The organism is uncultured Arcobacter sp., from assembly GCF_937982575.1.
Classification (GTDB): Bacteria; Campylobacterota; Campylobacteria; order Campylobacterales; family Arcobacteraceae; genus Arcobacter.
In genome coordinates this window covers 185,606-198,388 of the sequence record NZ_CALJLR010000006.1, presented here as the reverse complement: position 1 = coordinate 198,388, position 12,783 = coordinate 185,606, and the positions used below count along the sequence as shown (strand labels likewise).

Sequence of the window (12,783 nt, the reverse complement as noted above, 5' to 3'; positions counted from 1 at the left end):
TTGAAAACAAAAGAACTCTCTATAATCATATATAATATTGTAGTGATATTATCTGTAATGTATGCAACTCAACCCCTTCAACCTCTACTTGCAAAAGAGTTTGATGTATCTATTGTAAAATCTTCACAGTTTACTGCTGTAATCATGTTATTTTTAGCAATAGCTCCTATTATTTATGGATATATTTTAGAGAGAGTAAATGCAAAAAGAGTTCTTCTTATAGCTTCTGTTATTTTAGCTATAACAAATACTTGTTTAGCTTTTTCAAGCTCATATGAGATGTTTTTAACAATAAGAACAATAGAAGCTATGGTAATTCCAGCAATATTAACATCATCCATGAGTATTTTGGCAAATATCGATAAAATAAATGTGAAACTAAACATGTCTATTTATGTAGCATCTACAGTATTTGGTGGATTGGTTGGAAGAGTATTTTCTGGGTATATTGCCTCAACTTTTGGTTGGCAGATGGTTTTCTTGTCTTTATCTTTTGCTTCAATTATAGGCTTGTTTTTAATTACAAGATTAAGATTTGATGCCCAAGCACACTTAACAAAAGCTACCATAAAAGATATCACACATATATTAAGAGATAAAAGATTTACAGTTATATATTTATTGATGTTTTCCATATTTTTTGTATTTGTTGGAGTTTTAAATATCCTACCATTTAGATTAAAAGAGTTAGACCCAACTACAAGTGAGAGTCAAATAGGACTATTATATTTAGGATATGGGATTGGTATTGTGGTATCTCTTTATATTCATAGAATAATAAACTTTTTCAATAAAGAGATGAGAGCTATTTTATTTGGTATAGCAATTTTCTTAATCTCAACAACACTATATATAGTAGAAAATCCTCTTATTATATTTTTAAACGTATTTCTTTTTTGTTTAGGTATGTTTATAGTTCATACGGTTAGTACTAGAATTGCAAATTCTCTAAAAGAGTCACAAAAATCACTAACTTCAGGGATGTACCTAAGCTTTTATTACATAGGAGGAACGGTTGGTTCAATAATTCCTCCAATGTTTTATCAATTATATGGTTGGGATGAAACTATATATTTGTGCATGTTTTTACTTTTTATAATCTTTATTTTTGTATATTTAAACAGAAAAATATTTAAGGCATATAATTGATACTAGGAAAATGTCCCTATTGTAAAGATGGACAAATAGAGGTAAGAAAAAAAGAGGTTAATGGCAAGAAAGTAGAGCTTTATGCTTGCTCCAATGCCAAATGGTACAGCGAAGATGGAGAACTCTTTGAACTTACCCCTGATGCAACTTGTGATTTTAAGATTTGGCAAAATTCTTTGCGAAAGTATGGGAAGTATTTGAAACAGCGAGAAGTGAGAGCTTTGCTTTTGGGAGAGGATGTTGTTGTTACTTTTCATTCGAAGAAGTATAAAGAGAAGGTTACTTATCAGAAGTATATAACGCTGAATCAAGAATACGGAGTATCTGTCATCTGGGACATCGACATCGAATAAAAAAGCCATCTTTTTAGCAATTTCTGCGTCAGAACAATAAATTTACTCAGTCACATACTACTTGTATGCTCCTTCCCAAATTGATTCCTCTTCCTTGACCTTACTAAAAATATGGCTTTTTTGTATTTGAGTTAAAGTGTCGAAATGCTAATTTTTAAATAACATTCATGTAACATACTTATAAATATTTTATTTAAAGAGTTGTAAATGAGTAGAATCAAAAAGAATAATCCAATTGAAATAAATGAAGATGATATTTTTAAAAATGATAAATTAAAAAGAAAAGACTCTATAATAGATTTATCTCAATTGATTAAGTCAAATTTAGAGCCATTAGTACTTAGTATAAATGCAAGTTGGGGTTCAGGAAAAACAACTTTTGTTAAACTTTGGCAAGCATATATAAAAAATGAATGTAATATTAATAGCATATATTTTAGTGCATGGGAAGATGACTTTTCTAAGGAGCCTTTAATATCAATATTGGGTGAATTAAATAATTACATTGAAAAAAATTATCCAGTAAATACACCTATACCACAAGGTTTTAATAAAGCTATTAAAATGACTGGAAAAGTATTAAAAAGAGGATTACCAGCTTTTATAAAAGGTTCAACAGCAGGAGTACTTGATTATGATTCGGGGATTGAAGAGGCTATATCTTCAATGAGTGAAGAATCTACAAAAGAGTTAATAGAAAATTATTCTAGAGACAAAGATGTATTAAAAGAATTTAAAAATGCACTTGAAAATGTATTAAGTAAAATGGATGAAGATAAACCTTTTATAATATTTATTGATGAATTAGATAGATGTAGACCTTTATATTCAATAGAATTATTAGAAAGAATAAAACATGTATTTGGAATAAAAAGGTTGATTTTTGTTTTATCAATAGATAAAGTCCAATTATCAGAATCAATTAAATCACAATATGGAAATATAAATACAAATAGTTATTTGAAAAGGTTTATTGATTTAGAGTATTGGCTAAGTAATCCTAATATTAATGATTTTTGTGATTATTTATATGGAGAGTTTGAAATAGATAAGCTTTTACTATCTAAAGGTATTATTATTAAAGATAGTGAATTCTTTCATCATTTAACTATTATGAAAAAGCTAGCAAATATTTTTCAATTGCAGTTAAGAGACATAGAACAAATATTTACAAAAATACATATATTATTTAATATTATTGAACCTCGATTATTTGGAGAGCATTTAAAAGTATTTGTATTTTTTGAAATGTTAAAAGCATATGATAATAAGTTGTATTATAATTTAATCAAAAAAGTAGTTGATGGAAGGGCAATAAAAAAGTTAGTGTTGCCAATATTTAAAGATGATAATACTTACAGAGATGTAAGTATCTTTCTTGAAAATTTAATTGATAGTACGGGAAAAAACGATACAGAGTATTATCAATTGATACAAAAAAGAAAAGAAGAATATATAAGAAATATGAGTTCCATTAATAGCATGGAACCAATAGAAATTAGAGACTTAAATAATGAGACAGATAATAAGGATGGAAAAGAACAGACGATAAGGCAAAAGTTTGGAAAAAAACGAGAAGAAGCTACTAGATTAGATTATTTAATCAAGAGACTAGAACATACTTATGATGATTGGGGAGATTACAAATTAAATAATTTAATTGAAACCGTTATCAAAAAAATTGAATTTGCAGATAAATTTAATTTTGAAACAGTTTCATAAACACCTAAAGGTCTTCGCTTTCTCTTACTTTGTGTGAACAAAGTAAGCAAAATCACCAACGGTTTCAAAGCCCTTTGGGTTCCCTCACTTATTATTTTTATCTTTTCTGCTTGGCAAAACTCGTTTATTAAAACTTCCGTTTAGGAACTTTTAAACACTCAAACAGTTGCCAATCTTGTTTAGAAAAGAGAAAAATAAACGTTCGGCTTTTGCAAATGTTGGTAACAAAGGTGGGATAAGGACATTTGCATTTTTGATTTGTTTAGATTCTTTACTTTTATCTACGCTTCTTTACACTAGATAGTTTATACTTTTAAAACTGTAGGGGAGCTTTGCCTTCATCAACTTGGCAGTCTTTTTTGCTTACTTTTTCGAGACCAAAAAGTAAGAAAAGCGAAGACCGTCAGGTGTTCATGAGAGGAAAATCAAAAGTTATATTTTAAATATGTTACAAAAATAAACTCAAACAAAGCCCACTAACTCAACCCTAAACAACAAATTGGCACTTTTATTAATGAATTGCTAAAAAGTACTTGACAAATAAACACTCAATTGAGTATAATTATTTAGCAGTTTAAGATTATGAGTGCTAAATAAACAAAATTGGTTGAAAATGATTGACAAAAAAGAGTTTTTACTACAATCTATTATCAAAGCATATATTGAGCATTTAGAACCTATTGGTTCTTCACAGCTTAAAAGTATGTATGATATCACATATTCACCAGCGACTATTAGAGGATACTTTAAAAAGTTAGGTGATGAGGGCTATTTGGCTCAAGAACATGTTAGTAGCGGTAGAACTCCTACAACTGAAGCATTGAGACAATATTGGAGTTCAAAGTTAAACTTTAAACTTAATTTTGTAGATGAAAAAGCAGTTGATTATTATTCTTCTCAAGTTGGATTGACAGCATTTGTATTGGAACAGACTAGCGATGTTTTAAAAAATATACTTAATGTAGAAAATCGATATATGATTTTAGAGTTTTCAACTTTTACAGTTACTGTAAGGTTTTCAGATGCTCTTTATAGATTTTTAAGTGATATGATAGGTTTAGAACTGATACATATTGTAAATATTTCTAAGCAAGTTGGTGCTTTAGAAGTATATGAATCAGTAAATCAATTTTTGAAAAATAGAGATTTGAGAATTTACAATACTAAAGAGTTTTTTTCATTGGTGTTGAGATTTAATTATGATGAAGAGACCATTGAAAAGTTTTTAAAAGGAACTATTTTTGACAACATCGAAAATAGTATATATTTTGACACCATTGTTCCAGAAGGATACATTGGGATTTGTCATGATTGTGTAATAAATAGCAAGGAATCTAAGCTTTTGGTAGTTGGAGAATTATCAAAAGATTATGAATTCTTTTATAATAAAATAAGTATGAATTAGGAGAGTTATTTTGAGTAAAGATACAGAAAATACAAATAATGAAGAAATAGAACAAGAATTACAAACTGAAGAAGAGTGTTGTAAAGATGAGTCTTCATGTTGTAATGAAGAAGAACAAGCTACTACAGAAGAAGTAAAAGAGTTAAGTGCAGAAGATAAAGTTGTTGAATTAGAAGCTAAATTAAAAGAGGCAGAAGAGAAGTATTTAAGAGTTCATGCTGATTTTGAAAATATCAAAAAAAGACTAGAAAAAGAAAAGTACAATGCAATTGATTATGCAAGTGAAAAATTTGCAAAAGATTTATTATCTCCAATTGATACATTAGAGATGGCATTAGCAGCTGAAGAAGCAGCTTCTAATCTTAGTAGTGAAGAGTTACTTGCAAAATTAAAAGAGGGTGTAGAACTTACAATTAAGAACTTCTATACAGCTTTTGAAAAACACAATATTACTGTTGTAGAAACTGATGGTGAATTTGACCCGAACTTTCATAATGCAATTATGAAAATAGATAGTGAAGAAAAAGATAGTGGTGAAATAGTGCAAGTTATGCAAAAAGGTTATATGTTAAAAGATAGACTTTTAAGACCTGCGATGGTTAGTATAGCTAACTAAAGTTTTGACCGCAATGTCGAAAAACTATTTGGTAAAATTAAAAATTAATAAAAAAATGATAAGGAAAGAAAATGAGTAAAGTAATTGGAATAGATTTAGGAACAACAAACTCTTGTATGGCAGTTTACGAAAATGGTGAAGCGAAAATTATCTCTAATAAAGAAGGTAAAAACACAACTCCATCAATCGTAGCTTTCACAGATAAAGGTGAAGTTTTAGTTGGTGATTCAGCTAAAAGACAAGCTATTACAAATCCAGAAAAAACTATATATTCTATTAAAAGAATTATGGGTCTTATGATGGATGAAGAAAATGCTAAAGAAGCACAAGAAAAAGTTGGATATAAAATCGTAGATAGAAGTGGAGCAGCAGCTGTTGAAATTGGTGGAAAAGTTTATACTCCTCAAGAAATCTCAGCTAAAATTCTTGGTAAATTAAAAACTGATGCAGAAGAGTATCTTGGAACTGCTGTAACTGATGCAGTTATTACAGTGCCTGCATACTTCAATGACGCACAAAGAAAAGCAACTCAAGAAGCTGGAACAATCGCAGGACTAAATGTGCTTAGAATTATCAATGAGCCAACAGCTGCATCATTAGCTTATGGACTTGATAAAAAAGGTGAAGAAAAAGTTCTTGTATACGATTTAGGTGGTGGTACATTTGATGTTACTGTTTTAGAGATTGGTGATGGTACATTTGAAGTACTTTCAACTGATGGAAATGCATTCTTAGGTGGAGATGACTTTGATAACAGAATCATTGATTGGTTAGCAAAAGAGTTCAAAGACGAAAACGGATTTGATATCAAAACTGATAAAATGGCATTACAAAGATTAAAAGATGCAGCTGAAAATGCTAAAAAAGAGTTATCATCTGCTGAGTCAACAGAAATCAACTTACCATTTATCTCTATGGGAAATGCAGGTCCTGTTCACTTAGTTAAATCTCTTACAAGAGCAAAATTTGAGTCTATGACAGAAGATTTAATCACTGAAACATTAGACCATATTAAAACTGCACTTAAAGATGCTGGTTTAGAAAAAAGTGAAATCCAAGAGATTATCATGGTTGGTGGATCTACTAGATTACCAAAAGCAAATGCAGTTGTTAAAGAGTTCTTTGGAAAAGATTTAAATAAAGGTGTTAACCCTGATGAAGTAGTTGCTGCTGGTGCTGCTGTTCAAGCTGGTGTATTAAAAGGTGATGTTAAAGATGTATTATTACTAGACGTTACTCCTTTATCACTTGGTATTGAAACTTTAGGTGGAGTTATGACTAAACTTATTGAAAAAGGTACAACAATCCCTGTTAAGAAATCACAAGTTTTCTCAACAGCTGATGATAATCAACCTGCTGTTTCTATTCATGTAGGACAAGGTGAAAGAGAGTTTGCAAAAGATAATAAATCTTTAGGTATGTTTGAATTATCTGACATCCCAGCAGCTCCAAGAGGTGTACCTCAAATTGAAGTAACATTTGATATTGATGCAAATGGTGTTTTAAATGTAAGTGCAAAAGATAAAGGAACTGGTAAAGAAAATAAAATTACTATTTCTGGTTCATCTGGATTATCTGATGAAGAAATCGAAAAAATGGTACAAGAAGCAGAAGCAAACAAAGAGACTGATGCTAAGAAAAAAGAGGTAATTGAAATCAGAAACCAAGCTGATGCACTTTTACACTCTACTAAGAAAACTTTAGAAGAAAATGGTGATGCTGTTTCTGAAGAAGAGAACAAAGCAATTGTTGATGCAGCTGCTGCTTTAGAAGAGTTATTAAAAGATGAAAATGCTACAAAAGAGCAAATTGAAGAAAAAGTAAAAGCTTTAACTGAAGTTTCTCATAAGTTAGCAGAAGCTATGTATAAAAAAGAGGGTGGCGACCAAGCTGGTGCAAAACCTGATGCAAAAGCTAAAAAAGATGACGATGACGTTATTGATGCTGAAGTAGAGTAAATCTCTACTTCATGCAAACAATTATTTTTTTACTACTACTCTTTTTAGGTGTAGTATTCTCAATTCTACTTTACATAAACAATAAAAGCTCAAGATTAAAAAAACTAAATAGTGGAGAATGTCCCTCTTGCCATGAAAAAGCAAAAGAGTTTTTTGATACAAATACAAATACTAGATTCAAACATGAAATTATAAGTGCAAGATTATTAAAAGATCATGGCTGTTCAGGATTAAAAGAGATTGAATACAGTTGTAAGTCTTGTGGTCTAAAAGAAGTTCACTCTTCAAATTAGATTTTATAATTAAATTTGTGTTAACTAAAAAGTGTTAGAATCTCATCAAAGGAATTAATACTATGAAATTTTTTATTTTTACTACAATAATAATCGCAATATTTACTGGCTGTTCTCCAAAATTTGAAAAGATAGATAACTCAAAAGCAAACCTATTAAAGGTGAGTTTTAATGATATAAAAGACTTTGAAAAAGACGATTTAACTTTTGCTTTAGATGTTTTTAAAAAAGCTTGTACAAAAAGTGCAAGACGAGAGACTTTTGAAGAGGTTTGTTTAAAAGCAAAAGATGCTACAAATCCAAAAGCCTTTTTTGAAAATAATTTCACCCCATATAAGTTATATAATAAAGATGGAAGTGATAAGGGAACTATTACAGGATATTATGAGCCTTTATTATACGGGAGTTTAACAAAAACTGAAAGGTTTAAATATCCAGTTTATAAAGTTCCAGATGATTTGATAACGATTGACTTGAGAAGTATTTACCCTACCTTAAGAAAGTATACTTTAAGAGGTAAACTTGAAGGTAATAGAGTTGTACCTTATGAACCAAGAAAAACAATTGATAAAAATCAAAAAGATGATATCTTATTATATGTTGATAATAAAATAGACCTGTATTTCTTACATATTCAAGGTTCAGGAAAAGTTCAATTATCAAATGGTGATATTGTAAATGTTGGATATGCCAATCAAAATGGCCAAAAATATAACTCTGTTGGTAAATACATGATAAACAGAGGTTATATTGGAAGTAATACGAGCTATAGCGCCTCTATGCAAGGTATGAAAAAGTGGTTTATTGATAATCCAAAAAAAGTAGATGAAGTATTAAACATAAATCCTAGTTATATTTTCTTTGAGAAAAGATCCCAAGGAGCAACGGGAAGTTTAGGAGTTGAATTAATTCCCCAAAGAAACTTAGCAGTAGATACTAGATATATTCAACTTGGGATGCCTGTATTTATAAATACAAAAAATCCAGTAACAAATGAAGAGATAAACCAATTAATGGTAGCAGCTGATACAGGTGGGGCTATTAAAGGTGAAATTAGAGCTGATTTTTTCTGGGGTTTTGCAAAGGAAGCTGCACATTATGCAGGAAGAATGAAGGAAGTGGGGGAACTATATATTTTAGTTCCCAACTAAAGCTTAAGCTTTAGTGTGTTCCACATCCACCACCACAGCATCCGCTTGTAGTATTTGTTGGAGCTTCTTGTTTAAATGAGATTACAAAGTTATTGTTATCTTCAACAAGTTGAAAATCATGTTTACCACAGAAATCTTCATTCATAGTTGTTGCCATTGACATTGCTTTTGCCAATGCATCATCTTTATTTTCCAATTGTACGTTATTTTCTAAATCACTTCTTTTAAAACAACCACAAACGTGTTCTACTTTAATTGTATGCATTTTATTATTATCCTTTTTATTTATTAATAATGGAAGATTAGCAAATTAATATTTTTTTATTCTTAGGAACTTAAGTTAAATATTAAGTTTAAAAATCAAGTGATAATTAGATAGAATACATTTTTTATAAGGATTAAAATGCATATTACAAATTTGATTTCACAATATTTTGGAAAGTTTGCAAAAAAAGAGTTCCCATCTTTTATTCAAACAGCTATAAATAATACATACGTAAAAAGTTTAGGCTTAGATATGAGTGAGTTTAGAAATCCAAAATACTATAAATCTTTAAATGATCTTTTCACAAGAGAATTAGCAATACAGCGAGAAATAGATACAAATGAAGACTCTATAGTTTCGCCAACAGACTCTTTGATTACAGAGTGTGGAAATTTAGATAAAGATAAATTATTACAAATAAAAGGTATGGAATATAACGTAGAAGAGTTATTGACTTATCATGTTAGTAAAGAAAATCTTGCAAAAGTTATTGATGGAAGTTTTATGAACTTCTATTTATCACCAAAAGATTATCACCGATATCATGCACCTTGTGATTTCAAGGTAACAAAACTTATCCATGTACCAGGAAAACTCTATCCCGTAAATTTAAAATATCTAAATAAAGAGATAGACCTATTTTGTCAAAATGAGAGAGTTATATTAGAGTGTTATGATAAAGATTCAAATCTATTTTATATGGTATTTGTTGGAGCTTTAAATGTTGGGCAAATGGTATTTGAGTTTGAAAGTGCAGTTGAAACAAATGTTGATACAAAAGAGATAAAAGTTTATGAGTATGATAATTTAAATATTAAAAAAGCTGAATGTTTAGGTTATTTTAAAATGGGTTCAACAATTGCAATGATTTGGGAAAAAGATAGCATCAAACTAAAAAAACTTACAAATAAAAAAGTTTTATTTGGTACAGTTATTAACGAAAAGTAAAAAAGTAAGTTATAATAAATAAGTTTAACATTATAAAAGTTTATTTTTGTAAAATGTTATAAATCAACAAAAGGATAAGATATGTCAACAACTACACAATTAGCAGAAATCTCTTTATCAGGGACAAAAAAAGGAAAAATCTTTATTTCTAATATAACAGAGCCTTATGGTGCTGGAACTGATGATGTTGTTAGTATTGGTATTTCATTAAATGGAGAAACAGTTGAGTGGAAATCTCATATTCCTTATGCAAATTTAGATGAAGTAATAGAAGTATTACAAAAAGCAAAAAAATAGTAAAAAAAGACCAAAGAGATTTGGTCTTTTTTTAGTAAACAACTTCTTTATTTTGATCTAACCATAATGCCATGCCACCTTCTAAGTGATAGGCATTTGTATACTCTAATTTATTTGCTAAATAGTCTCCTACTGTTTTTGTTCTATTTGCATGGGCACAAACTAAAATAAACTTATCCTCTTTATTTTTTACAATTTTTTTGAAATCATTTAGCCATTTTTCCAAATCATGTCGACCATATTCATCAAAAAAAGTTAATTTGTATGCTCCTTTTATGATACCAGTTGCTTTAAACTCATCATCTCTTCTAATATCTATAAGTGGTACATTTTCATCTATGAAGGGTTGTATATCTTGTGGAAGTACATTCTTTAAAGTTTTATTCATTAAAAATCCTAATAGTTTTTAAAAATCTTACATAAATAATTCTTATACTAAAGTATATAAAAAAAGTTAATAAGACTAAACAATATTTACACACTTTTTTACTATACTTATATCAAAGGAATTATTTATGAAAAAGCTTTTAATTATATTTTGTTTATTTGCTTCAAGCTTGTTTGCTTTTGAGCATTTAACTGTTGATAATATTGATGAGAAAATCAAAGGTAAAAAAGTTATTATAGATTTTTATGCCACATGGTGTCCTCCTTGTAAAGTGATTGCAAAAAATTTAACAACATATGATTCAACAAAACCAGAAGAGATAACAATATATAAAGTTGATATTGATGACCAAAGAGAATTAGTAAGTAAGTTTGGAGTGGTTAGTATTCCAACACTGGTATATGTATATGATGGAAAAGTAGTAAAATTAACAGTAGGTGTTCAATCACTAGATGAAATAAATGATAATGTTAATTCACATTTATTAAAATAATAGGAAACTAAATGAAAAAACTTATATTTTTACTTCTTACTTTTGCTTTTGCCTTTGGGATTGAAAGAACTTTTTTACCTCCTAATGAGGCATTTAAAGAGAGTTTTGAAGCTAATAACAATAGTTTAATAATAAACCTAGAGTTAGGTAAAGATATTTATCTATATGCTGATAAAGTAAGCGTAAAAATAAAAAAGCCAGAACAATTTGATTTAACAAAAGAGTTAGATATAAAAGAACCTGTACCCTATGAAGAGTTTATAGTACATTTTTACAATTTAAAAATTGAAGTTCCCTTTTCTTTGTTAAAATCAAAAGTTGATGCAAAAGAGTATGAAATAGAGTTTAACTTTCAAGGTTGTTCAAAAGCAGGGCTTTGTTATGCTCCTATGAGTAAAACAACAATTGTAAATATACCTGAAAATATAGTAGCTAAAACTACAACTACAACTGTGACCAATACAGATTTAAATGAGACTGATACCATTGCTAGTAGTTTAAAAGATGGAAACTTTTTTATTGTATTAATTACATTTTTTGGATTTGGGCTTTTATTATCATTAACTCCTTGTGTTTTTCCAATGATTCCAATTTTATCTTCAATTATTGTAAAAGCAGGGCAAAATGAGATATTAACTGCAAGAAAAGGTTTCTTTTTATCTTTGGTTTATGTACTTGCAATGTCTTTGGCATATACAATAGCTGGGGTAATAGCTGGAATTTTTGGTGCAAACTTACAAGTTGCACTTCAAAATCCATATGTATTAACTATTTTTGCTGCTATTTTTGTGGCTTTAGCTTTTTCAATGTTTGGATATTTTAAATTAGAACTACCTCAAAGTTTACAAAATAGAATAAATAAAACAACAGAAGGAAAAGAGAAACAAGGAATTGTAGGTATTGCAATTATGGGGTTCCTATCAGCACTTATAGTTGGTCCTTGTGTTGCCCCACCATTAGCTGGAGCTTTAGTTTATATAGGTCAAACAGGTGATGCTATCTTAGGTGGAGCTGCCTTATTTGTGATGAGTTTAGGTATGGGTTTACCACTACTTTTAATTGGTCTTGGTGCAGGAAAATTTATGCCAAAACCAGGTGGTTGGATGGAAACTATTACAAAAATATTTGGAATAGTGATGTTAGCAATTGCTATCTGGATGTTAGATAGAGTTCTTGAGCCAACTATTGTTATGTATTTATGGGCTTTATTACTTTTAGGAAGTGCAATATATTTAAAAGTATATGAACATATTTTAATAAAACTTACTACTTTAGTGATTTTGATATATGGTATTGTAGTTTTTGTTGGTGCCATAAGTGGTGCAACAAATGTCTTAAATCCTCTAGAAAAATTTACTTCAGGTAAAACTATTTCAATGCAACAAAATGAATTAGTATTTAAAAGTGTTAAAAATATTGCTGAGCTAGAAGAGGCAATAAAAAGTTCTGATAAGCCAGTTATGTTAGATTTTTATGCTGATTGGTGTGTCTCTTGTAAAGAGCTTGAAGAGATAACATTTAAAGATGAGAAAGTTATTCAGAAACTAAAAGGTTTTACTTTACTTAGAGCTGATGTAACGGCAAACAATCAAGATGATAAAGAGTTACAAAAAAGATTTGATATAGTTGGACCCCCAGGATTGATTTTTTGGGATAAGAATAAAAAAGAGATAAATGCCTCAAAAATTGTTGGATATAAAAACCCAAAAGAGTTTTTAGAAATAGTTAATAAATATTTTTAGTAG

At 29.0% G+C, this 12,783-nt stretch carries 14 protein-coding genes; 12 read left to right on the top strand and 2 right to left on the bottom strand.

The window, feature by feature from the left end:
• The 8 genes from Q0617_RS06100 (at window position 1) to Q0617_RS06065 (ending at window position 8,647) form a co-directional block, all read left to right on the top strand.
• Complete coding sequence (locus Q0617_RS06100) at window positions 1-1,149, top strand: MFS transporter (RefSeq protein ID WP_298751589.1); 1,149 nt, start codon at window positions 1-3, stop codon at window positions 1,147-1,149.
• Window positions 1,146-1,502 carry a hypothetical protein gene (locus Q0617_RS06095; RefSeq protein ID WP_298751587.1) on the top strand — a complete coding sequence of 119 codons (357 nt, stop codon included), beginning with the start codon at window positions 1,146-1,148 and terminating at the stop codon, window positions 1,500-1,502. Before Q0617_RS06100 ends, Q0617_RS06095 begins: the two co-directional genes overlap by 4 nt.
• Before the next feature lie 207 nt (window positions 1,503-1,709).
• Entirely contained in the window at window positions 1,710-3,224 is a 1,515-nt protein-coding gene (locus tag Q0617_RS06090) for a P-loop NTPase fold protein (protein ID WP_298751585.1), read from the top strand.
• A gap of 586 nt (window positions 3,225-3,810) precedes the next feature.
• Window positions 3,811-4,629, top strand: a complete 819-nt coding sequence (locus Q0617_RS06085) for a heat-shock protein (RefSeq protein ID WP_298751583.1) — start codon at window positions 3,811-3,813, stop codon at window positions 4,627-4,629.
• A 10-nt stretch (window positions 4,630-4,639) separates the two neighbouring features.
• Window positions 4,640-5,245, top strand: coding sequence for a nucleotide exchange factor GrpE (gene grpE, locus Q0617_RS06080; RefSeq protein ID WP_298751581.1), 606 nt, complete (start codon window positions 4,640-4,642; stop codon window positions 5,243-5,245).
• A gap of 71 nt (window positions 5,246-5,316) precedes the next feature.
• Complete coding sequence (dnaK, locus tag Q0617_RS06075; RefSeq protein WP_298751579.1) at window positions 5,317-7,203, top strand: molecular chaperone DnaK; 1,887 nt, start codon at window positions 5,317-5,319, stop codon at window positions 7,201-7,203.
• Window positions 7,204-7,214: 11 nt separating this feature from the next.
• Window positions 7,215-7,496, top strand: a complete 282-nt coding sequence (locus Q0617_RS06070; protein ID WP_298751577.1) for a hypothetical protein — start codon at window positions 7,215-7,217, stop codon at window positions 7,494-7,496.
• A gap of 62 nt (window positions 7,497-7,558) precedes the next feature.
• Window positions 7,559-8,647 carry a murein transglycosylase A gene (locus Q0617_RS06065; RefSeq protein ID WP_298751575.1) on the top strand — a complete coding sequence of 363 codons (1,089 nt, stop codon included), beginning with the start codon at window positions 7,559-7,561 and terminating at the stop codon, window positions 8,645-8,647.
• Window positions 8,648-8,657: 10 nt separating this feature from the next.
• Here the strand turns inward: Q0617_RS06065 and Q0617_RS06060 are convergent, their stop codons facing one another.
• Complete coding sequence (locus tag Q0617_RS06060; RefSeq protein WP_298751572.1) at window positions 8,658-8,912, bottom strand: hypothetical protein; 255 nt, start codon at window positions 8,910-8,912, stop codon at window positions 8,658-8,660.
• A gap of 138 nt (window positions 8,913-9,050) precedes the next feature.
• On the opposite strand from Q0617_RS06060, the gene Q0617_RS06055 reads away from it, so the two are divergent.
• On the top strand, window positions 9,051-9,860 hold the full coding sequence (locus tag Q0617_RS06055; RefSeq protein ID WP_298751570.1) for a phosphatidylserine decarboxylase: 810 nt from the start codon (window positions 9,051-9,053) through the stop codon (window positions 9,858-9,860).
• A gap of 81 nt (window positions 9,861-9,941) precedes the next feature.
• Entirely contained in the window at window positions 9,942-10,157 is a 216-nt protein-coding gene (locus Q0617_RS06050; RefSeq protein ID WP_298751568.1) for a hypothetical protein, read from the top strand.
• Between the two features lie 31 nt (window positions 10,158-10,188).
• Here Q0617_RS06050 and Q0617_RS06045 read toward each other — a convergent pair whose 3' ends face one another.
• A complete protein-coding gene (locus tag Q0617_RS06045) occupies window positions 10,189-10,545 on the bottom strand; it encodes a rhodanese-like domain-containing protein (protein WP_298751566.1) in 357 nt (118 codons plus the stop codon).
• Window positions 10,546-10,672: 127 nt separating this feature from the next.
• Between Q0617_RS06045 and Q0617_RS06040 the strand changes: the two genes are divergently transcribed.
• Window positions 10,673-11,038 (top strand): thioredoxin domain-containing protein, encoded by a 366-nt coding sequence (locus tag Q0617_RS06040; RefSeq protein ID WP_298751564.1) that lies wholly within the window; start codon window positions 10,673-10,675, stop codon window positions 11,036-11,038.
• An 11-nt stretch (window positions 11,039-11,049) separates the two neighbouring features.
• Entirely contained in the window at window positions 11,050-12,780 is a 1,731-nt protein-coding gene (gene dsbD / locus Q0617_RS06035) for a protein-disulfide reductase DsbD (RefSeq protein WP_298751561.1), read from the top strand.
• Window positions 12,781-12,783 lie beyond the last annotated feature (3 nt).

Excerpts from the sequence above, each read along its gene's own strand:
- Q0617_RS06090 (WP_298751585.1), top strand. The coding sequence starts at position 1,710 with ATGAGTAGAATCAAAAAGAATAATCCAATTGAAATAAATGAAGATGAT.
- dnaK (WP_298751579.1), top strand. The coding sequence starts at position 5,317 with ATGAGTAAAGTAATTGGAATAGATTTAGGAACAACAAACTCTTGTATG.
- Q0617_RS06070 (WP_298751577.1), top strand. The coding sequence starts at position 7,215 with ATGCAAACAATTATTTTTTTACTACTACTCTTTTTAGGTGTAGTATTC.
- Q0617_RS06065 (WP_298751575.1), top strand. The coding sequence starts at position 7,559 with ATGAAATTTTTTATTTTTACTACAATAATAATCGCAATATTTACTGGC.
- Q0617_RS06060 (WP_298751572.1), bottom strand. The coding sequence starts at position 8,912 with ATGCATACAATTAAAGTAGAACACGTTTGTGGTTGTTTTAAAAGAAGT.
- Q0617_RS06055 (WP_298751570.1), top strand. The coding sequence starts at position 9,051 with ATGCATATTACAAATTTGATTTCACAATATTTTGGAAAGTTTGCAAAA.
- Q0617_RS06050 (WP_298751568.1), top strand. The coding sequence starts at position 9,942 with ATGTCAACAACTACACAATTAGCAGAAATCTCTTTATCAGGGACAAAA.
- Q0617_RS06045 (WP_298751566.1), bottom strand. The coding sequence starts at position 10,545 with ATGAATAAAACTTTAAAGAATGTACTTCCACAAGATATACAACCCTTC.
- Q0617_RS06040 (WP_298751564.1), top strand. The coding sequence starts at position 10,673 with ATGAAAAAGCTTTTAATTATATTTTGTTTATTTGCTTCAAGCTTGTTT.
- dsbD (WP_298751561.1), top strand. The coding sequence starts at position 11,050 with ATGAAAAAACTTATATTTTTACTTCTTACTTTTGCTTTTGCCTTTGGG.